The sequence below is a fragment of the Gemmatimonadota bacterium genome (assembly GCA_022560615.1).
GTDB lineage: Bacteria > Gemmatimonadota > Gemmatimonadetes > Longimicrobiales > Gaopeijiaceae > UBA1138.
In genome coordinates, this window is the sequence record JADFSR010000037.1 from 1 (window position 1) to 19,935 (window position 19,935).

Sequence of the window (19,935 nt, forward strand, 5' to 3'; positions counted from 1 at the left end):
GCAGGGCCTTGCCGTTCTACGAGAACGCGGTGGCCGAGGCAACCGATTCCGTTCCGGAGATCGTCTTCGAAGTGGGACTGGCGTACGAGGAGATCCGTGATTGCCGTCATGCACTGATCTACTTCGAGCGGTTCCGGGAGATGGTGCGGCCGGGGGAGCGCGGCGAGGTCGATTGGTACATCGGAACGTGTGCTTTCAATCTGGCGCGCGAGCTACGCGGGCGCTCGGTGCTGGAAGAAGAAGAGCTGGAGCGGGCTCTCATCTTCATCGATCGCGCGGTGGAAGTCGGTGAACCACGCAACATTCAGGGTCAGGCCTGGTTTGAGAAGGGCGAGATTTTGGCCGAGATGGGGGAGTGTGAGCTCTCCATGGATGCGTATGCCCGGGTCCGCTACGCCGACCAGGCAGGGTCGCTCGTGGTGCGCGCCCAGCACGCGTTCGACCAGATCCGGTTCGGGCGTGGCTTGGAACAGCTGCGCGACGGGCGCTGTCGCTGACCCTAGAAGGGTGATCGGAAAGGGGGGTGGGCCGCGCGACCCACGCCATACGGCTTGGGTGCCCCGTGCTTGCGCGCGTTCAGGCAAGGAAGGACGAGGAGTCGTAGCTCTGCTACGGCGACGAGGAGAAACGAAGGATCAACCGCGCGGGCACCGACGCGAAGCGTTGGTCGCCACGTGCCCAACACAGAACGTGACAATACCTTACAAGCCGGTGGGTTGCGGTGGCACGGTCCCATCTCCGTCTTTGGAGCGCCTCGGACCACCGCCTTCGGCGGCGGTGCCCGCTACGGCTACACCTTCGCCCCTCCGCGACCCGCGCAATGCGCGGGTGCCCTCTGGGGCCGTGGCACTCGGGGACCCGTGCGACAGCACGGGTGGCGGCTCGCCCCCCTTTCCGATCACCCTTCTAGTCAGCCTGATGTGCTTCAGGACGCCCTCGAGGCGTTATCTTTTGTGCTATGCCGTGCTCGCCTAGCCGGCCTCGTTTCATGGAGCAACCACGTTGCCGCGTCCAGTGTATCCAGCCCGATGCGTTCTCATAAACGACGATTCTTTCTCCTTGCTGTGACTTTGCTCGCTGCCGCGGCGTGCGGCGGCCCGGGCAATAGGTATCAGGGCATGGACGCCGAAGCCCTGTTTCGGCTGGCGACGGAGGAATACTCGGAGAACGACTTCGGAAACGCCGCTGAGGCAGTGGATCGGCTACTGCTCTCCTATGCGGACTGGGAGCGCTTGCCGGACGCCCGCATGTTGCTTGCGCACGCCCATTACGGCGACCGCGACTACCTTACGGCCCGCTCCGAATACGTGCGATTCCTCGACCGGTACGGCGGGCACGCGGACGCGGTGATCGCCGCGTTGGGCGTCTGCCGGTCGCTCACGGCGCTGTCGCCAGACATGCCGCGCGATCAGGTTTTCACGCGCGACGCCATCGTTGTCTGCCGCAACGTATTGCTCGACTACCAAGGGACTCCTCAGGCGCTCGAGGCCGCCGAGCTCGCGAACAGGATGCGGCTGAAGCTGGCGGAGAAGGAATACCTGACCGCCGACTTCTACTTCCGTCGCAAGCTGTACGACGCGGCGATCAAGTACTACGAATTTGTGGCCAACCTTTACGCCGAGACTGATTTCGCACCCAAGTCGCTTGCGGGAATCTATTACGCGAACGTGGCCATCGGATACGAGGACGAGGCCGAGGCCGCAAAACAACGCCTGCTCGACCGGTATCCGGAGTCTCCAGAGGCCGCGGCTCTGCGGACGAATGGGTCGGGGTCCTGACGCGCCCGGCGTAGTTCCGCTCCGCCTCGGCCTCTTCGGGGGCACGTTCGATCCTCCCCACAACGGTCACGTCGCGGTAGCGAAGGACGTCGCGGACGCTCTCCAGTTGCATCGCCTGCTTTGGATTCCGGCGGGTGAGCCACCACACAAGTCGCAGCAGGACATTACCCCTGCGTCGCTTCGCCTCGAGATGGTATTCGCCGCCGCCGCCGCCGATGCGCGCTTCGAGGTGAGCGAGGCCGAGACGGAGCGAGTGGGTCGGTCGTACACGGTCGACACGCTGCGCGCGCTGCGTCGCAGATTCCCGCACGCCACGCTGTACTTCATCGTCGGTGCGGACGAATACGATGCGCTCGGCGGCTGGCGAGAACCAGAGCAGATCCTCGAGCTCGCCCGCCTTGCGGTCGTGGATCGGGAGGGAGCGCGCGCGGCGGACACCATACCGGACGTTGCGGGCGCTGACGCTGCGGACTTCGTTCCGGTCGAGCGGATCGACATCTCGTCCACCCAGGTCCGGGACCACGTGGCCGCTGGGCACGACGCGGCGGATCTCGTCCCGCCAGCAGTTGCGACGATCATCGAGCGCGAGGGACTCTACCGCCGCTGATCAATTAGATTCCGCGCACGTGCAAATCTGTCTTCAACACCTGCGTATGAGCGAATTCTCAGACCGTGCCGTCCTCGTGACCGGCGGGGCTGGTTTCATCGGCTCGCACCTGGTCGAACGCTTCCTCTCCGAGGGCGCGGCCGTTCGCGTCATCGACGACTTTTCCACGGGGAGTCGTGAGAACCTTGCGCCGTTCATGGATCGCATCGACTTGCACGAGCAGTCCATCACAGATCCGGCGGCGTGCGCGGCGGCGTGCGTGGGCGTCGACTACGTCCTGCACCAAGCGGCTCTGCCCTCCGTGGCGCGTTCCGTCGCCGACCCGACGGCGACGCATGACGTCAGCGCGACCGGCACGCTCAACATGCTCGTCGCGGCCAACGACGCCGGGGTCCGACGACTCGTCTACGCGGGATCGTCATCGGCCTATGGCGACACGCCGACGCTGCCCAAGCGCGAGGGGATGGCGTCGATGCCTCGCTCCCCTTACGCGGTGGCGAAGCTCGCGGGGGAACACTACGTGCAGCTGTTCCCGCACCTGTTCGGGCTCGAGACCGCGGTACTCCGCTACTTCAACGTTTTCGGGCCCCGACAGGACCCGAACTCCGTGTACTCCGCCGTGATCCCTCTCTTCATCAACGCCGCGCTCGGCAGACACGCACCGACGATCAACGGGGACGGTGGTCAGACGCGCGACTTCACGTACATCGACAACGTTGTCGATGCGAACCTGCGCGCGTGCACCGCGCCGGCCGAGGGCGTGAGCGGCGAGGTCTTCAACGTGGGCTGTGGGGAACGCATCAGCGTGACGGACCTGTGGCAGGCGATTCAGGCAGCGCTCGGCATCGAGCTCGAGGCGCGGTACGGTCCGGCTCGCGCCGGAGACGTGCGGGACTCGCTCGCGGACCTGACGAAGATCTCCGATCGCTTGGGGTATGGAGTGAAGGTCTCCTTGCGCGAGGGAATCCGACTTACGGCCGATTGGCTACGGAGCCAGGGGAGTGCCGCGATGGTCGGTTCCGGACAAGCCGAGGCGTAGAAGGGTGATCGGAGAGGGGGGTGTGCCTAGCACCAGGATGAAATGAACAGACGAGTGTGTGGGTTGCGGTGGCACGGCCCCACCTCCGTCGTTGGAGCGTCTCGGACCACCGCCTTCGGCGGCGGTGCCCGCTACGGCTACGCCTTCACCGCTCCGCGACCCGCGCAACGCGCGGGTGCCCTCTGGGGCCGTGCCACCCGGGGACCCGTGCGACAGCACGGGTGGCGGCCCACCCCCCTCTCCGATCACCCTTCTAGGAGGTAGGCCGCATGCGCCTGGACGAGGCGAGCCTCGCCCGTTGGGGCGAGAGAATCGGCGAGACCGTCGAGACGCCGGTAGTGCTGGGCCTCCAGGGCGAGCTCGGAGCGGGAAAGTCCGTGCTCGCCCGTGCGATCGGGAAGGGCGCCGGCGTGCGCGCAGCGATGCCGTCTCCCTCGTTCAACCTTCTCTTCCGATATCCCGCACGACTCGGCAGGGAGGTCGTGCACTTCGATCTGTACCGTGTGGCTGCCCCGGACGAGTTGTGGGAGTTGGGCTGGCAGGGCCTCGGTGCCGACCAAGAGATCGTGATCGTCGAGTGGCCGGAGCGTGCCGACTCACTGATGCCCGCGGACCATTGGCTCATCGAGCTCTCCGTCACGCCGGGCAAGTCCGAGCTTCGAGACATCGCGGTGCGCCGGGTCGGTGCGCCCCCCGATCTCCCGGGTTTCCCGATGTCGGTGGCGGGACTGTGAGCGGCGAAGCCGGCGCCACCCTAGACCCGGAGAGTTTGTATGTCGGATTCGACACCTCGGGCTTCATCGGCTCGGTAGCGGTGGCGCAGGGCACAGACGTATTGGCGCGCGCGACGCTGGGCGATCGCGGTGAGCACGCTTCCAGGCTCGTTCCCACGATTGCTGACGTGCTGGAAGAAGCGGGCATCGATCGTGGCGAGTTGAGTGGCGTCGTCGTCGGTGAAGGCCCCGGTTCGTTCACCGGTGTACGAGTCGCTGCCGCGACCGCGAAGGGGCTGGCGCACGCACTGGACTGCCCCATCTGGGCGATTTCGAGTCTCGTAGCGGCCGCTCTCTCGGTGGAGGGCAGCGGCATCCGCTACGTGCTCTTCGATGCGCGTAGCGACCGTGTGTACGGGGCCTGCTACGGGATTGGCGGCATCGGGGTCGAGACGATCATCCCGCCCCACGGTGCCGCCCTACGAAAAGTGCTCGCCAACGCGGTGCCGCCTGGGGCTGTCTTCCTCGGCGAGGGAGCGGACCGACATCGACACGCGATCGAGAGCGCCGGTTTCCCGGTGGCCACGGGGCCCGTGGTCCATCCGTCGGCGGACGGCCTCTTTCGATATCTGGCGTTGCATCCCGACGCATCTCCGGTCGCGGCACTGGCACTCTGGGAGCCGCGCTACATCCGTGAATGGCAACCGGACAAGGCATGGAGCGGGTAGACGCCGGTCCTGATGTCCTCATCCGCCCGATGGAGCCGGAAGACGTCGAGACCGTGCTCGGCATCGAGAGCCGGGCATTCACGACGCCTTGGCAAGCCGACACGTTCCTGAGCCTCATCGGGCGCCCCGGCTCCGAGCTGTGGGTGATAGAGCACCCCGTCGCCGGCATTCTCGCGTACGCGGTTCTCTGGTGCATCCTCGACCAGGCCGAGCTCGCCAACATCGCCGTCCGGTCCGACTACCGAGGGCAGGGGTACGCGTCGAGGCTGCTGGAGCGCATTCTCCAGATCGCCCGAGACCGCAAAGTAGAGACGATTTATCTCGAGGTACGTGCGTCGAACACGCGGGCTGTGGAACTCTACGAGCGGTTCGGATTCTCGCGGGTCGGTGTGCGCAAGAACTACTACGGCGAGCCGAAAGAGGATGCGCTGGTGATGAGAGTGTTGCTGTAGGTCGGCCCGTGGCCGCGAGACGCGCCGCTCTCCGCTCTGGGGATCGGTAGGGGGGCCTCGGATTAGGGTCCTTCGTCATCGTTCGTCGGGGGGGCTGGTTCGAGGCTTCATTCACGCCGATCCGACGCCGCTGCGAGCAGCATGTCTCGCGGCCGCGGGTCGCTAGCCGGAAGTTCCCCGTCCGGGAGTGGCAGAACCTTGTTGCGGTTACAGGGTTTTGGGCTTATGGCGAGGTACAGCGTACTGGGAACAGTGTTGTCTCTCTAGAGGCGGTATGAGATGTCGAGGAGCTCGAAGGCGCGCGTCTGGAGTGGCGTGGGCTGAGCATACTGCTCGAACTCGACGTGGGTGTTGCCCATGCGCACGGTGTTCTTGGTCAGCGTCGCGAGGCTCTTCATGAGCGAGCGAAAGCTCTGGACGGGAAGGCCGTCCTCGGTGCGCTTGCGCCGCACCTTCTCCTCGGCGGCCTGGGAGCGAGCGGCCGGCTCCACGACGGAGGTTTTGCGTGCCTTGGCCGCTGCGGTATCGTGGTCGGTGAAGAGGATCGGAGCGAGGTCGCGCTCCATGTGCAGCCGCACGTAGAGCGCGAGCATGCAGAGGAACACGTGGGCCCGGACCCGGTCTACACGTCGGTGGCGGATCGGCCCGACCTCGAGCGCGAAGTCCTTCGAGATGCGGAAGGCCTGTTCGACGCGAGATAGGCGCTTGTAGGCCTCGACGACGGCCTCGCTTCCGAGTTCCTCGGCTGAGACGCTGGTGCGTAGCACGTAGATCCCGTCCAGTGCCGCCTCCTGGGCAACGGACTCGTCGTCACGCTCGAAAGTAAAGGCGTGCTCGGTGATCTCGTAGCGGAAGTGCTTGCCCATCTTCGAGCGGCCCAGGATCCTGCCCACCCGGACCCCGATCTTGTCCTTGCCCCTGAGCGCTCTCTTCTCGCGCCGTGTGGCCTCGACCACCACCTCGAGCTTCTCCTCCGTGACACGCAGGAGCTCCTCGCGCGTGCGTGCCCGGTCCTGTGCCAGCAGCGGGTTGTAGCAAGCGATGAGTCGCTCACCGGGGAAGTCCGGCGACGTGATCTCCGCCAGATCCTGATCGTCGAACAGCGAGAGCTGAAGCGGGCCCTCCGCCGCGAGCTTGCGGATCGTGGGGGCCCGCAGCGAAGTGATCCAGTCCAGCCCCCGCGGCCTGAGCTCCTCCTCGATCCGCGCGCTGGTGAGCATGCCCCGGTCTCCGACCACGACCATACGCTCGAGACCCCAACGCTCCTGCACGCGCTCGAGCACCGTGCTCACCGTCGCTGGATCGCCCGTGTTGCCCGCGAACACCTCGACAGCCACCGGCAGACCCTCCGGTGTCGTGAGCAGTCCGAAGAGCAGCTGGCGCTCACTCTTGCCCCGCTTCGGCCGCCCGTAGACCGCCAGCGGACACGTCCGACTCTCGAACGGTACCGTCGTCACGTCCCACAGGATCAGCTGACCCTCCTCCAGGTGACGACGGGCCAGCTTCCCCTCGATCCGCTTCTGGCCTCGCACCAACCAGTCCAGCGCCTCGTACAGATCATCGGCGTCCGCGTCCTCGACCCCCAGAGCCTCGCCCAGCGAGTTCGTCGCCGTGTCGCCTCCGAGCTGGCGGGCGGTGGCGAGCTTCGAGCATGGCTCGATCACGCGGGCACAGATCATGGCCAACGCCAGATCCCGTTTGGGGTGTGGGCGGCTGGACAGCAGCTGGGGTAGCCCGAGCTTGCGCATCGTGCCCAGCACGGCCGCCACGTGTCCGTGGGGCTGGGCCCGTAGGATCTGGAAGGCTTCTGAGGCAGGGACCAGCGTTTGTCCCTTGAGCGTGGCACGGATCGCCTCGATGGCCTCAGGGGGCAGTGCGGAGAGATTGGCCAAGGTTCGCTTCTTGACCTGGTCGCCGACGCGGTAGGACTCGCGCAGTAAGACGGCGGGCGGCGAGTTGCGGTTGGGCACGACGTCGATGTACATGACCACTAATATATGATATACACATGGCGTGTCAAGACAAGAAGCATCGCTTACATGTCTACAAATTAGACAAGACTTACTGCCGCTAACTGTGCTTCTCGCTGGGACTTACAGCGCTGGAACCCTAGCCTGGGCCGGGTAACTTCCGGCTAGCGCGAGGTTGGGTCCCATCGTGCTATCCCGCCGCCCACCGAGTGGAGCGACCGTGCTCCGTGACTTCCTCTCCTCCAGAGCTTCCGGCCCCCGCCGCGCCCCGCTGCGACTTCGACCGGCCGCGCGAACGCCTGCGATCCCTCGGACCGCGCGGCCTGACCGTATCCGAGCTGCTCGCGATCCTGGTAGGCAGCGGAACGTCCGGCAGGTCCGCGGTCGACATCGCACACGCCATCTCCCGTGACATGGCGGGGTCCCTCCAGCGCCTCGCCGCGCTCGACGTCTCAGAGCTGGAGCACATGCCGGGCGTGGGGCGCGCGACCGCGGCCCGCATCGTTGCGGCGCTCGAACTGGGACGACGCGCCGCGACGCAGACACAGAGCGACTCCGACCGCATCCGGGGCCCGGCCGACGTCTTTCGCCGCATGGGCCCGCGCCTGCACGATCTGCCGCAGGAGGAGTTCCACACGCTGCTCCTGAACGCCCGGCACCGGGTCCTACGCGAGGTTTTCGTGACGCGCGGCATCCTGGACGCGTCGCTCATCCACCCGCGCGAGGTCTTCAGACCCGCGGTGGGGGAGGGAGCGGCGGCGCTTATTCTCGTGCACAATCACCCGTCCGGCGACCCGACGCCGTCCGCGGAAGACCGCGCAGTGACCCGCCAGCTCGTCGACGCGGGGCGCGTGCTCGGGATTCCCGTACTTGATCACGTGGTGGTAGGGAGAGGGGGCTACCGGTCACTGATGGAGCGAGAAGATGGTTAGCGCTCCCATAAGCGTTTCGGGGAAACATATGAAGTCAATTTGAAAAAACGCGTTGACCTCGAGCGGGGAGGAAAGGTATCTTCCGCCAGTGTTCATGGGGCGAAAAGCCCCGTCCTACTTGCCGAAGGAGCCCGCATGGTTCGCTCGGCCGCGATCATACTCTCCATTCTGATTCTGCCAGGAATTGCCCTCGCCCAGCAGGCGCAGGGGAACCATAGCGTCGTCGACGGCGACACGCTGTGGGACCTCGCGCAGCAATACTATGGAGACCCCTTCGACTGGCGCCGTATTTGGGAGGCCAATCGGGCGGACATCGCCGACCCGAACCTGATTCTACCGGGTCAGGTGCTCGTCATCCCCGGTACGGAGCCTACGACGGAGGTCACGGACGTCGTCGTAGCGTCGCCGGATCCCGTGGACCCCGCGGACGTTCCGACGATCTTCGTTCAAGACAGGTCGGTCGTTCGCGGTGGCGTGGTGAGGGCAGGGAGCATCGACTACCTGGCGGTGCCGCGCGACTTCGTCTTCTCCGCTCCGTGGCTCACCCACCTCGAAGGTGACCCGCCGCACACTGGAGTGCTCGAGGGTTCGGCAGGCGGCACCAACCGCGGCGTCACGGTGCGCTCCTACGAGCGCGTCCGCGTCGCGATGGACGTCCCTGCACGGGTCGGTGAGCGGCTGCAGATCTTCAAGGTTGACCGCACGATCGAGGACGTGGGCCGCGTGGTTCAGCCGACGGGGGTAATGACGGTGTCCTCGGTGGTCGATGGTGGCGTCATCGGCGTGATCATCAAAGAGTATGGCCGTATCCTGCCAGGTCACTTCGTCGGACCGATGCCGGCGTACGATCTGTCCGTCGGGGAGTATGCCGATCCCGTGAGCGGGGGAAACGCAGCGATGGTGATGGGCTTCGCGACTGGGGCTTCGCTGCAGGACATCGGGCACGTCGCCTTCCTCGACCTCGGCACCGACGACGGGATCGTGCTCGGTGACGAGTTCACCCTCTACAACGCTTCCGATACCGACGCAGTGGAGGGAGTGCTCCAGGTAGTCGGACTGGCTGACGAGACCTCTGCGGCCCGTGTCATCACAATGCGGGATGCGGTCTTCGAGCAGGGGGTCGTAGTGCGCCTCACCAAGAAGATGCGCTGATTGGTGACGCGAGGAGACTCCGAGCCCTCGCCTCCTTCCTGTACTTCTACCACGGGCTGCTACGCAACCCAAGAGTCCCCGCCGGTCCCGTCCGGTGGGGACTTTCTTCGATGAGACAGCGATGACAGAACCGAAACGGAGAGTGTTGGTGACCGGAGGCGCCGGTTTCATCGGCAGTCACATCGCGGATGCGTATCTGGCGGCAGGCGACGAGGTCTGGATCGTGGACAACCTTTCCTCGGGCCGGCGGGACAACGTTCCAGATGCAGCCCACTTGGTCGAGATGGACATCCGATCGGCGGACGAGGTCCGCGATCTCTTCCGCGAGGTCCGCTTCGATCTGGTGAATCACCACGCGGCCCAGATCGACGTGCGCGTGTCCGTGACCGATCCTGCGAAGGACGCCGCGATCAACGTGCACGGCTTGCTCAACCTCACCGAGGCGGCGATCGAGGTGGGCACTCGGCGCTTCGTGTTCGTGAGCAGCGGCGGCGTGGTATACGGCGAACCGGAGTTGATTCCGACGCCCGAAACGGCGCCTAAGGGTCCGCTCTCGCCCTACGGCGTCACCAAGCTCACAGGCGAGTTCTACCTCAACTACTACAGGTGCGTCCGGGGCCTGGACTACGTCGCGCTTCGGTACTCGAACGTGTTCGGCCCGCGCCAGGATCCGCATGGTGAGGCGGGTGTAGTAGCGATCTTCTCGACACGGTTGCTCGACGGGGCTGCGCTCACGGTCTTTGGAGATGGCGAGCAGACGAGGGACTACGTCTTTGTGCGAGACGTCGTATCTGCCAACATGCTGGTCTCGGACCTCGAGTTGCCCGATTCGGGCGATCTCGACGATCGGGCTTTCAACGTCGGGACGGGGGTCGGTACGAGCGTCAACAGCCTCGCGGACGTACTCGAGTCGGTCGCGTCGGTGCAGCCGGGGCGGAAGCACGAGGCTGAGCGTCCGGGGGAGCTCCTGCACAGCACGTTGAACGCGGACAAACTGAGGGCCCGAGGATGGGCTCCGGCGTATTCGTTGGAACAGGGCTTGCAAGAGACCTACACGTTCATCCGAGATCTGAGGGGGGGAGGCCCCGCATGACCCTGGCGTCTCTATTGCTGTTCCAGGCGCGTCCGCCCACGAGTATCCTCGACATGGTGGTCGGTGGCACGCTCCCGACCCGGATCGTCTTGCTCATCCTCGTGGCGGCGTCACTCTTCACATGGTGGCTGATCTTCCACAAGTGGAAGCAGTTCCGAGAGGTCCGTCTGCAGGGCGACCGCTTCCTCGAGTACATGGAGCGCGCTCAGCGGCTCGATGACGCGTACAAGGCGATTCTTTCGCTGCCGGAGTCTCCGTACGGCCGGGTCTTCCGCCAGGGCGTGAACTTCTTCAGCGAGCTGCGCCCCGGCGCGCTCCGCGAGGGCGCGACACCTACCGAGGGCCTCTCGCTGACTCAGCTCGAGGCGCTGAGGCTCGTGCTGGAGAAAGAGGAAGCAGAAGAGCGAGACGAGCTCGCGCACGGGCTCGGCTGGCTCGCGACCATCGGGTCGGTCGCCCCGCTCCTGGGGCTCATGGGCACCGTCATCGGCATCATGAACGCCTTCCTGGGCATCACGTCGGCCGGCTCGAGCAACATCATGGCCGTCGCACCTGGCGTCGCCGAGGCGCTCATCACGACGGTCGCCGGCCTCGCGGTCGCGATTCCCGCGGTGATCGCCTACAACCATTTCGTGGCACAGCTGAACCTGGTGAGCGGGGAGCTAGAGGGCTTCTCGAGCGAGTTCATCGGCACGCTGGCGCGGGAGGGTCTGATCTAGTGGGTGTTGCGCCCGCCGGAGCCGACCCGGTGGCGCCGTGAGCCTGGGAACCCGCCGACGGGCGCGCGGAAGCCGGTCGGACCTTCCGGTCAACGCGGAGATCAACGTCACCAGCCTGGTCGACGTGGCATTCACACTGCTCGTGATCTTCATGATCACGATGCCGATCATGCAGGGCGGTATCGAGGTATCGGTTCCGAAGGCGGACGTGCAGCCGCTGACGTCCCAGGATCGGCCCTTCTTTATTACGGTGATTGCGGACGGTACGATCTATATGGAGGAGAGCGTGGTCACGATCGAGCAACTCGTGTCCGGGCTAGCCCAGTTGCTGAGCGCCGGTACCATCGAGCGCGTCTACCTCCGGGTGGATTCGCTCGCGCCGTTCGGCCCGGTGCTGCGCGCGATCGCGACAACCGCCAACAGCGGGGTCGGCTGGTCCTTGGTCGGCGAGCCCTACACCGGGAACTGACGAAGCATGGCACGTCGCCCGGACCCGTTCGACAAGAGGAGCATGGCGGCTTCGTTCGGCGTGCACGCGAGCATCGTCCTCGTTTTCTGGCTGAGCGGTCTCGGGCGGAGTGAACCGATGGAGTTCATCACGTACGAGATCGTGCTGGTCTCGCCTCCGCCGTCTGTTCAAGCCGAGGTGACCCAGCCGGCGACGGAGGAGATGGTCGTCGAGCGCCCCGACCCCACGCCACCCGACCCAGAGCCCGAGCCTGAGGAGGACGTCGTGCCGGTGGAGGAGGAAGACGATCCGCCCCCCGACCCACCGGAGCCCGAGTCGACGCCGGTCGAAGAGCTGGCGGAAGAAGAGGAGACCACTGCCACTTCGCCGGAAGTCCCAAGCGAGGACGCCGAGGAGTCGGGTGAGGACATCAACGTGCGCATGGAAGGTCTGCGCCGAGACTATCCGGTGTACTACCGCGGCATCATCCGGCAGATCAACAACTGCTTTCGTCCGCCGCGTGACGGCCGCGACTGGGCGACCACCGTGTTTTTCTACATCGAGCGGGACGGGTCGGTCTCCGGTGTCGAGTTCGTGGCGCGTTCCGGTAGCTTCGACTTCGACTTCAGAGCGATGGGTGCCATCGAGTGCGCGGGCAACGGGCGCTTCGGGCCGCTGCCCGAAGACTTTCAGTGGGACCGACTTCCGGTTCAATTCGACTTCAAGCCAGGTGGCGAGCCGCTCGGGGTAGTTCCCCGGTACGGCCGCCCGAGCGAGGTGACGAGCCAGTGAGACTCATGAACGTGCGGGGAGGTGTGACCGGGGGCGCCGTGCTGTTGCTGGTGGGCGTGCTCACCTTAGGCGCTTCGGCGGCAAGCGCGCAGGAGCGGGAGTCCATTCCGGGCGTGAGCCTGGGCCTCGTCTACGAGAACGATACTCAGCCGGCGCTCGCGATCCAGCCGTTCACGGGGCGCTTCGGCGGTGCGGGGCTCTCTTCGCAGGTCGAAGCCATCATTGGGCGGGATCTGCGCAACTCCGACCGCTTCCAGGTCATGGACTCGCTGCCCGCCGGGCTCGTAGGCGACGTCGTCGACTACTCGCTGTGGGACCGTCTTGGGGCGGTTTGGCTGGTGACCGGTCAAGTCGAAGGCGCCGGGGAAGGCTACGTCTTGATCCTGGAGCTGCACGACGTCGTGTACCGTCGCACCGTCGAGCGGGGCCGCTTCCGGATCCCGGACCCGGCGGACGACGATTTCCGCATGGCGGTGCATCGGGCTTCCGACGAGGCGGTGCTCTGGGCGACGGGCGATCCAGGCATGGCGGCGAGCCGCATCGCCTTCACGATGACGGACAGCGACAACAACACCGACATTTATGTCATCGACGCAGACGGCGAGAATCTCCACCGGGTGACGAACTTCCGAGACATCACGTTGTCCCCGGCCTGGTCACCCGATGGCTCGAAGATCGCCTACGTGTCGTACAAGGTGACCGGCTTCCCTCGCATCTACGAGCGCAACCTGGCGACCGGCGAGGAGCGGATGCTGCCCGAGGTGCGGGGCGCAGGAGACTACATCACGCCGGCGTACAGCCCCGATGGCTCGACGCTGGCGTTTTCGGTCTTGGGCAGCGGTCGCAGCGGGATCTTCACGTACAACGTGGAGCGGGACTGCTGCCTCTCGTATCTCTCGGGTGGGCAGTGGTACGACATCTCGCCCACGTACTCGGCGGACGGCGATTGGTTAGCCTTCCAGACCGACCGTTTCGGGACCCGCATTCCCCAGATCATGGTGATGCCCTCTGGGGGCGGCGAGGCGGAAACGCTGTCCCCCTACGAGTACGGCGGCCGGGGCTACTACACGTCGCCCGACTGGTCCCCTGACGGGAATCTGGTGGCGTTCCACGGTGCGATCCGGCGCGGCACATACCACATCCTCGTTGCGGATATGGAGACCGACGGTAGGCGGCTGCGTCAACTCACATGGGAGGGGAACAACGAGGATCCGAGTTGGGCCCCGGACGCCCGGCATCTGGTATTTGCGGGTGAGCGGCGGTGGGGCTTCGGACTGTTCGTCGTGGACATCGCGACGGGTCGACTCCGGCCGATCCTGGCCGGGCGACGCATCGGGCTCCCGGATTGGTCTCCCGCGCTCCCACCGGTTGGCTGAGCGCGGATCGGCGTGCGTACCCATCACACGACCGAAACCGCGAGCGAAAGTGCGCCGCGAACGTTGCGCCAGCACACTTTTTCGCCTATATGCCATGGGGTCTTTCCCAACCGAGAAAGCACATTAGCTTCGTTGCGGTGCTCACTCCTGTCGGAGTGGCACCCTCACGAACACAATACTGTTGGTTCAACCCGGGAGCAGGGATGATCGTCCTCCGTTTCTCCGTCGCGGTTCTAGCCGCCACACTCGCCGTGGGCGCCTGCAAGGGTGACCCACCTCCCCCGCCGGGACCGCTGCCGGTGGATCAGGATTCGCTGAGCAATGACTCCGTGGCGGAGGCCGATGCTGAGCGGCGCCGCATCGAAGCTGAAGAGGCAGCTGCCATTGCCGAAGCCGCCGACCTCGCAGAAAGGGTCGCCGCGGCGCTAGCCACACTCGAAGAGGCTGTATTCTTCGACTACGACGTCTCGGAAGTCCGGGCCGACCAGCAGGCGCTGCTACGCCAAAAGGTCGACATCCTGCGGGCGAGCCCCGACGTGCAGCTGCGGATCGAGGGCCACGCGGACGAACGCGGTTCGACCGAGTACAACATGGCGCTCGGCAACCGACGCGCGTCGGCGGTTCGGGATTACCTGACGGGGTTCGGACTGTCGGAGAGTCGGTTCGCTATCGTCTCGTTCGGGGAGCAACGCCCACGCGAGAGCGGCTCGAACGAGGCCGCCTGGGCGCAGAACCGCCGGGGTGAGTTCATCCTTACCGCCGGCGCGAGCGCGATCAACCCCGGCGACTGACGGCATGACCTTTGCGGGACCCCTCCTCCGGGACAGCCGGGGGAGGGGTCCATGTATATGATGAGACGTACGCATCGCTCTGTGGCGGCCCGCGTCGTGTTGACGATGGCCGCCGCTGTCACGCTCGGATCCTGCGCGACGAAGGGTGACCTTCGCGATCTGCAGAGAGAGATCCGCATGCTGGCGGCACGGCAAGACACGCTGCTGACGCAGTTGCGCGTGGAGACCTTGTCCACTCAGGACAGCGTGCGCACCCAGTCCGATCAGATCTTCGACTTCCGCGGCGAGATCACTCGCCAGCTCCGTGAGATCGGCCGGACGCTCGCGACGATCGAGGCGCTCGCTGGCCAGAACCAGCAGGCCATCGCCGGCGTTCGAGACCAGCTGGCGAATCTGCGCCGTGCCGAGCGAGCGCCGCCGCCGATCGCCACCGATGATGCGACGCAGGCGCTCGTGCGGGGCGGCGGTGGCGGCGACCCGGCGGAGCTGTACCGTGCGGCCCAGGAGCAGATGTCGCGTGGTTTGCTGAACACAGCGCGCCAGGCGTTCGAGGGGTTCCTCGCGCGACACCCGAACCATGAGCTCGCGCCGGACGCGCACTACTTTCTGGCCGACATCCTGTACCAGCAGGAGAACTTCGAGGATGCGCTCGAGGCGTTCCAGGAAGTCCAGGCGCGGTTCCCGACGGCGGCTCGCGTTCCTGATTCGTTGTACAGGATCGCTCTGATCCAGATCGAGATGGACGACATGGACGACGCCGAGCAGACGTTGGAGCGCATCGTGAACACCTACCCCGGGACGATCACCGCGGAGCTCGCGGGGGACAAGCTCGACGAGATTCGGTGAACGCCGTCGCGTGGACCACCACTTCGGGCCGCCGCGCCCGTGAAGGGACGTGCGCCATTCGGCCTCCTTCGATCTGATGAGATGCCCGCGGTGTGACGCCACCGAGAACCGGGTTGTCGATACGCGGGCGAGCCGGGGTGGCCGCGCGGTGCGCAGGCGCAGGGAGTGCACGGTCTGCGATGCGCGCTTCACGACCTACGAGTACATCGAAGAGCGTCCCGTCCAGGTCCTCAAGCGCTCCGGCGCGGTCGAGGACTTCGACCGCTCCAAGCTGATCGCCAGCGTGAAGATCGCTTGCGCCAAGCGCCCGGTCTCGGCGTCGGAGATGGAAGCGCTCGTCGGTGACATCGAGGACGGGCTCTCACGGCAAGCAGGTCTGGAAATTCCCAGCGTGCAGCTCGGCGCCCTGGTCATGGAGCGGCTCAGCCCGATCGATCGCGTCGCATATGTGCGCTTCGCCTCCGTATACCGGAACTTCCAGGACGCCGGTGAGTTTCAAGAATTCGTCGACGAAATGACCGCTACTCAGAAGCTCGAGGCGCTCAGGAAGAACCAGGTGGAGTTTCCGTTCTGAGCCGCCGGCAGGCGCCCCCCTTTTCCGATCACCCTTCTTGATAGATGGCCAGTACGCGAAACCTGCGTGGAGAGATGCCGTTCCTCGATCACCTCGAGGAACTCAGGTGGCACATTCTGTGGTCGGTGTTGTCTGTGACCGTGGGCGCGGTGATCGGGTTCGCTCTGGTCTACTACCTCGACGTGCTCGAGTTGCTGATCGCGCCGGTGCGTGCGGCGGCTGACGACCCCGACCTCAAGCTACAGTACCTCTCCCCTGCGGACTCCTTCTTCGTGACGCTGAGGTTGGCGATCTACGCCGGCTTCATTATGGCGTTCCCGATCGTTGCGTATCACGTGTGGTCGTTTCTTTCGCCCGCTCTGGATCGGCGGGAGAAACGCCTCATCGTGCCTGCGCTGTATCTCGGCATGCTCCTGTTCATTGCGGGCATGGCGCTCGCGTATTTCGCGGCGCTCCCCGTAACGCTCCAGTTCTTCCAGAAGTTCCAGACGGGATCCCTCCAAGCGAACTACGAGATCAACGCCACTCTCGGCTTCATCGTGAAGCTATTGCTGGCGTTTGGCTTTGTCTTTGAGCTCCCGATCGTGATCATGGTGCTCAGCATGATGGGGTTGGTCACGCCCGGATTCCTCCGCAAGAAGCGACGACACGCGATCGTCCTCATCACCATCGTCGCGAGCTTCATCACCCCTGGTGACGTAGTCATGCTCACGGTCATGATGATGGTCCCGCTCGTGTTTCTTTACGAGCTCGGGATCTTTCTCTCGGTGCTCATCTACCGAGGGAAGGCGCAGCGTGAGAAGGAACTCGAGGCCGACCTAACGCCACCACCGGGTTCCGTAGAGGCGCAGTGAGCCGACGGGTAGTGACACGCCGGGCGCTGTGGCTGGCGGCGCTCGCGCTCGCGACCGCGTTCGGTCCGGCAGGCGCGCAGGAGCAGGTCGACTCGACGCGGCTCCGCATCAGAGAACGACTGGAGCGTCTCGGTCGCCCGCTTGGCTTCGACAGCGTCCTTTTCGTTCAGGATTCCCTGCGCGCGGCAGCGGCGCTGGAAGGTCGCCGACCGGGCGCGGGCACCGCGGGGGACTCCGTGGCGGCCGCTCTGCTCCGCATGCCTGGCTTCACCCTGACCGAGTACGACGCCGGCTCGGCGACCTTCGAAGCCGAGGACCGGGTCCTATTGTTGATCGCGCCAGAAGAGGGTCATGCGACCGTCACGCGGGAGGGGCTCGCGATCGCGGCCGACACCTCGATCCTGTTCGACGAGTCGTCGGGCCTGCTGCGCACGACAGGGAACGCGACCTTGACGCCACCCCAGGGCGATCCGGTCGAGGCGGTCACCATGATCTACGACATGAACGAGGCCCGAGGCTCGGCCACCGGCACGAAGACCACGTTTCTGGAGGGTGGCGCGCGCTGGCACGTAACCGGGGACATGCCGTTTGCGGCCGCCGATTCGACGTTCATGTCCCGCGCGCACTTCACTTCGTGCGAAATCGAGGAGCCTCACTACCACTTCGAAGCCAACGAGATCAAGATCGTAGGCGGCAAGGTGCTCGTCGCCCGCGGGGTGCGGCTCTACTTCGCGGACGTGCCCGTGTTCTGGCTACCGTTCATCGCTCAGAGTCTCTCGCAGGGCCGGTCGTCGGGCCTGCTCACGCCGCGCTTCAGCGTAAACGATATCGTACGGACGTCCGGCGGGTACCGCCGTCGCGTGAGCAACATGGGGTTCTACTGGGCGATGAGCGACTACTCCGACGCGCTCATGGCTCTGGACTGGTTCAGCGACAACTTCCTCAGCCTCACGAGCTCGGTCCGCTATCGCTTCAACAGTCAGTTTCTCGACGGGAGCCTCAACTTTCGGCGGTATTGGAAGCAGGACGGCTCCACCGAGCTCGCGCTGGACACGCGGCACCAATGGGACTTCGACGAGCGCACCCAGATGCGCATTTCGGGCCGATATGCGTCGAGCAACGACTTCGTTCGTGAGAATTCGTTCAACCCGGCCGAGGTGACCCAGTCGATCGACTCAGAAGGCGGCATCAACCGCCGCTTCGCTTGGGGTTCGCTCGCACTGGGTGCCAACCGAAAGCAGTACCTCTCGGACGACCGCACGGAGTGGACGCTGCCCTCGGCGAACCTCTCCCTTTCCACGATCACACTCTTCCAGGCTCCGCCGAACCGCGCCCGCTTCTACAACAACATGACGTGGTCCGGTAGCTCGAGCTTCTCGCGACGCACCCTGCAACGCATTCAGCCAGACACGTTCAGCTTCGCACAGGCGAACACCGCCAAGACGACGGGTTCGATCCGGAGCAGCTTGAGCCTCGGCAACCTGTCGATCTCGCAGAATCTCCAGCTCCGCGAGGACGCCACGCTCGGCGTTCCGGAAGCGTTGCTGCTCATCGGTGATTCGACGGCACCCATGACCGTGCTGACCGGGGCGCCCGCGAGGGATATTGCGCAGAGCGACCTGAGGTGGTCGTCCTCCCTCAATTACCAGCAGAAGCTCGTCGGCTCGACCACCATCACGCCGCGGATGACTCTGTCGGGCTCGATGTTCAGGGCCGACACCTCCTCGCTCGCGCCGAGCTTCGTGTCGGCGCCCTCCCGGATCGCGTTCGGAGCAACGCTGAAGACGGACCTCTATGGCATGGGTGGGGGCTTTGGACCGTTCGAGGCGATCCGCCACAAGTTCTCTCCCTCGATCCAGTACGAGTGGAGCCCGTCCACGACGCCGACCGAGCTTCAGCAGCAGGTCTTCGGGTCACGCGCGCTCCAGCCCAAGAACGCGGTCTCGATCACTCTGAATCAGACATGGGAAGCAAAGCGCAGGCAGGAAGAGGGCGACTCGTCCGTGGCATCGGCACCAGCGCTGCTCGACACCCTCGGATTATTGACTGCGTCCGGCACCGACCCGGACGGCCCTCGTGGCGTCCAGTCGGTTCCCCCGGTCACCTTGCTCGCTTTGCGCACCAGCGTGGTGCGCTACGACTTCGTGGAGGCCGACTCGATCGGCAGCTTCCTGTCAGGGTTCCAAACGACCCGGCTCTCCAATCAGATCTCCTCGGACTACCTCCGCGGACTCTCGGTTTCGATGGATCACGAGCTCTTCAAGGACACCCAGGTCGAGGGCGAGCTCCAGCGTGAGTTCGCCCCCCACCTCTCGCAGGTGAACTTCTCGTTCTCGCTCGGCTCGAGTTCGTCGATCTTCCGCTGGCTCAGGGCCGTGACCGGAGGAGGGGGCGGAGATGCCCGCGAACCCGTTGAGGAGCCCGAGATCGTCGATCCGTTCCTGGCCACAGGCCCCACGGACGAGTCCTCGATAATACCGGGCGTCGGCGCGAGCGGCAGACCGACCCCAACTGCGACGCGCTCGCGTGGATCGGGGGGCGGGTGGAATGCGAACCTTTCGTACTCGCTACATCGTCCCCGCGGAGACGGGCGGCCAGTCAGCCAGATGCTGACCGGAACGGTAACGATGCGCCCGACTGAGAATTGGGATTTGAGCTGGCGGACCGCCTACGACCTCGAGCGTGGCGCGTTCAACGACCACACGATCCGGCTCAGCCGGGACCTCCACCGCTGGCAAGCGAACTTCGACTTCCTGCAGACCGCGACGGGGAATTGGTCGTTTCGGTTCGAAGTATCGCTGTTGGACAACCGCGACTTGAAGTTCGACTACAGGCAACGGAACCTGGACGCGGGGTTTCCGCGGAGCCGACGCTTCTAGCTCTCTTGTGGTGATCGGGGGTGCCGCGAGACACGCCGCTCTTCGCTCTGGGGATCGGTAGGGGGGCTCGGGGTTCGGGCCCTTCGTCTTGGTTCGCCGGGGGCGCTGGTTCGGGGCTTCCTCGACGCCGATCCAACGCCGCTGCGAGCGCCGTGTCTCGCGGCACCCCCGACTCGGCTGCTCTCTCCGGCG

At 65.5% G+C, this 19,935-nt stretch carries 20 protein-coding genes; 19 read left to right on the forward strand and 1 reads right to left on the reverse strand.

Going from position 1 to position 19,935, the window contains the following annotated elements; genetic code table 11:
• Nucleotides 1-29 precede the first annotated feature (29 nt).
• The 7 genes from IIB36_16310 (at nt 30) to rimI (ending at nt 5,317) form a co-directional block, all read left to right on the forward strand.
• Complete coding sequence (locus IIB36_16310) at nt 30-497, forward strand: hypothetical protein (protein MCH7533300.1); 468 nt, start codon at nt 30-32, stop codon at nt 495-497.
• Between the two features lie 531 nt (nt 498-1,028).
• On the forward strand, nt 1,029-1,778 hold the full coding sequence (gene bamD / locus IIB36_16315; GenBank protein MCH7533301.1) for an outer membrane protein assembly factor BamD: 750 nt from the start codon (nt 1,029-1,031) through the stop codon (nt 1,776-1,778).
• Nucleotides 1,762-2,385 (forward strand): nicotinate-nucleotide adenylyltransferase, encoded by a 624-nt coding sequence (locus IIB36_16320; GenBank protein ID MCH7533302.1) that lies wholly within the window; start codon nt 1,762-1,764, stop codon nt 2,383-2,385. The genes bamD and IIB36_16320 overlap by 17 nt, the downstream gene beginning before the upstream one ends.
• 46 nt (nt 2,386-2,431) lie before the next feature.
• On the forward strand, nt 2,432-3,424 hold the full coding sequence (locus tag IIB36_16325; protein ID MCH7533303.1) for an SDR family oxidoreductase: 993 nt from the start codon (nt 2,432-2,434) through the stop codon (nt 3,422-3,424).
• A 269-nt stretch (nt 3,425-3,693) separates the two neighbouring features.
• Nucleotides 3,694-4,158, forward strand: a complete 465-nt coding sequence (gene tsaE, locus IIB36_16330; GenBank protein ID MCH7533304.1) for a tRNA (adenosine(37)-N6)-threonylcarbamoyltransferase complex ATPase subunit type 1 TsaE — start codon at nt 3,694-3,696, stop codon at nt 4,156-4,158.
• The gene (gene tsaB, locus IIB36_16335) at nt 4,155-4,865 is read left to right on the forward strand and encodes a tRNA (adenosine(37)-N6)-threonylcarbamoyltransferase complex dimerization subunit type 1 TsaB (GenBank protein ID MCH7533305.1); all 711 of its coding nucleotides are present in this window, start codon (nt 4,155-4,157) and stop codon (nt 4,863-4,865) included. Before tsaE ends, tsaB begins: the two co-directional genes overlap by 4 nt.
• Nucleotides 4,853-5,317, forward strand: a complete 465-nt coding sequence (rimI, locus tag IIB36_16340; protein MCH7533306.1) for a ribosomal protein S18-alanine N-acetyltransferase — start codon at nt 4,853-4,855, stop codon at nt 5,315-5,317. Before tsaB ends, rimI begins: the two co-directional genes overlap by 13 nt.
• Nucleotides 5,318-5,580: 263 nt before the next feature.
• On the opposite strand, the gene IIB36_16345 is transcribed toward rimI, so the two are convergent.
• On the reverse strand, nt 5,581-7,302 hold the full coding sequence (locus tag IIB36_16345) for an IS1634 family transposase (GenBank protein ID MCH7533307.1): 1,722 nt from the start codon (nt 7,300-7,302) through the stop codon (nt 5,581-5,583).
• A 212-nt stretch (nt 7,303-7,514) separates the two neighbouring features.
• Here IIB36_16345 and radC point away from each other — a divergent pair, with 212 nt between their 5' ends.
• From radC to IIB36_16405, 12 genes are all read left to right on the forward strand, one after another.
• Nucleotides 7,515-8,219, forward strand: coding sequence for a DNA repair protein RadC (gene radC, locus IIB36_16350; protein MCH7533308.1), 705 nt, complete (start codon nt 7,515-7,517; stop codon nt 8,217-8,219).
• A 135-nt stretch (nt 8,220-8,354) separates the two neighbouring features.
• Nucleotides 8,355-9,371: a LysM peptidoglycan-binding domain-containing protein gene (locus IIB36_16355; GenBank protein MCH7533309.1), complete on the forward strand. Its 1,017-nt coding sequence runs from the start codon at nt 8,355-8,357 to the stop codon at nt 9,369-9,371.
• 121 nt (nt 9,372-9,492) lie between these two features.
• On the forward strand, nt 9,493-10,464 hold the full coding sequence (locus IIB36_16360; protein ID MCH7533310.1) for an NAD-dependent epimerase/dehydratase family protein: 972 nt from the start codon (nt 9,493-9,495) through the stop codon (nt 10,462-10,464).
• Nucleotides 10,461-11,183, forward strand: a complete 723-nt coding sequence (locus IIB36_16365) for a MotA/TolQ/ExbB proton channel family protein (protein ID MCH7533311.1) — start codon at nt 10,461-10,463, stop codon at nt 11,181-11,183. The genes IIB36_16360 and IIB36_16365 overlap by 4 nt, the downstream gene beginning before the upstream one ends.
• A gap of 37 nt (nt 11,184-11,220) precedes the next feature.
• Nucleotides 11,221-11,652, forward strand: coding sequence for a biopolymer transporter ExbD (locus IIB36_16370; protein ID MCH7533312.1), 432 nt, complete (start codon nt 11,221-11,223; stop codon nt 11,650-11,652).
• 6 nt (nt 11,653-11,658) lie between these two features.
• Nucleotides 11,659-12,423 carry a TonB C-terminal domain-containing protein gene (locus tag IIB36_16375; protein MCH7533313.1) on the forward strand — a complete coding sequence of 255 codons (765 nt, stop codon included), beginning with the start codon at nt 11,659-11,661 and terminating at the stop codon, nt 12,421-12,423.
• Entirely contained in the window at nt 12,420-13,799 is a 1,380-nt protein-coding gene (locus IIB36_16380) for a PD40 domain-containing protein (GenBank protein ID MCH7533314.1), read from the forward strand. Before IIB36_16375 ends, IIB36_16380 begins: the two co-directional genes overlap by 4 nt.
• 203 nt (nt 13,800-14,002) lie before the next feature.
• The gene (locus tag IIB36_16385) at nt 14,003-14,590 is read left to right on the forward strand and encodes an OmpA family protein (GenBank protein ID MCH7533315.1); all 588 of its coding nucleotides are present in this window, start codon (nt 14,003-14,005) and stop codon (nt 14,588-14,590) included.
• Between the two features lie 57 nt (nt 14,591-14,647).
• Nucleotides 14,648-15,436, forward strand: coding sequence for a tol-pal system protein YbgF (gene ybgF, locus IIB36_16390; GenBank protein ID MCH7533316.1), 789 nt, complete (start codon nt 14,648-14,650; stop codon nt 15,434-15,436).
• A gap of 76 nt (nt 15,437-15,512) precedes the next feature.
• A complete protein-coding gene (gene nrdR / locus IIB36_16395; GenBank protein ID MCH7533317.1) occupies nt 15,513-16,010 on the forward strand; it encodes a transcriptional repressor NrdR in 498 nt (165 codons plus the stop codon).
• Between the two features lie 44 nt (nt 16,011-16,054).
• Nucleotides 16,055-16,864: a twin-arginine translocase subunit TatC gene (gene tatC, locus IIB36_16400; protein MCH7533318.1), complete on the forward strand. Its 810-nt coding sequence runs from the start codon at nt 16,055-16,057 to the stop codon at nt 16,862-16,864.
• Nucleotides 16,861-19,743, forward strand: a complete 2,883-nt coding sequence (locus IIB36_16405; GenBank protein ID MCH7533319.1) for an LPS-assembly protein LptD — start codon at nt 16,861-16,863, stop codon at nt 19,741-19,743. Before tatC ends, IIB36_16405 begins: the two co-directional genes overlap by 4 nt.
• The last annotated feature ends 192 nt before the right edge of the window (nt 19,744-19,935 follow it).

Bases quoted from the DNA above. Each gene is read 5' to 3' on its own strand.
- bamD (MCH7533301.1), top strand. From the start codon at position 1,029: ATGCGTTCTCATAAACGACGATTCTTTCTCCTTGCTGTGACTTTGCTC.
- IIB36_16320 (MCH7533302.1), top strand. From the start codon at position 1,762: ATGGGTCGGGGTCCTGACGCGCCCGGCGTAGTTCCGCTCCGCCTCGGC.
- IIB36_16325 (MCH7533303.1), top strand. From the start codon at position 2,432: ATGAGCGAATTCTCAGACCGTGCCGTCCTCGTGACCGGCGGGGCTGGT.
- tsaE (MCH7533304.1), top strand. From the start codon at position 3,694: ATGCGCCTGGACGAGGCGAGCCTCGCCCGTTGGGGCGAGAGAATCGGC.
- rimI (MCH7533306.1), top strand. From the start codon at position 4,853: ATGGAGCGGGTAGACGCCGGTCCTGATGTCCTCATCCGCCCGATGGAG.
- IIB36_16345 (MCH7533307.1), bottom strand. From the start codon at position 7,302: ATGTACATCGACGTCGTGCCCAACCGCAACTCGCCGCCCGCCGTCTTA.
- IIB36_16355 (MCH7533309.1), top strand. From the start codon at position 8,355: ATGGTTCGCTCGGCCGCGATCATACTCTCCATTCTGATTCTGCCAGGA.
- IIB36_16360 (MCH7533310.1), top strand. From the start codon at position 9,493: ATGACAGAACCGAAACGGAGAGTGTTGGTGACCGGAGGCGCCGGTTTC.
- IIB36_16365 (MCH7533311.1), top strand. From the start codon at position 10,461: ATGACCCTGGCGTCTCTATTGCTGTTCCAGGCGCGTCCGCCCACGAGT.
- IIB36_16375 (MCH7533313.1), top strand. From the start codon at position 11,659: ATGGCACGTCGCCCGGACCCGTTCGACAAGAGGAGCATGGCGGCTTCG.
- IIB36_16385 (MCH7533315.1), top strand. From the start codon at position 14,003: ATGATCGTCCTCCGTTTCTCCGTCGCGGTTCTAGCCGCCACACTCGCC.
- ybgF (MCH7533316.1), top strand. From the start codon at position 14,648: ATGATGAGACGTACGCATCGCTCTGTGGCGGCCCGCGTCGTGTTGACG.
- nrdR (MCH7533317.1), top strand. From the start codon at position 15,513: ATGAGATGCCCGCGGTGTGACGCCACCGAGAACCGGGTTGTCGATACG.
- tatC (MCH7533318.1), top strand. From the start codon at position 16,055: ATGGCCAGTACGCGAAACCTGCGTGGAGAGATGCCGTTCCTCGATCAC.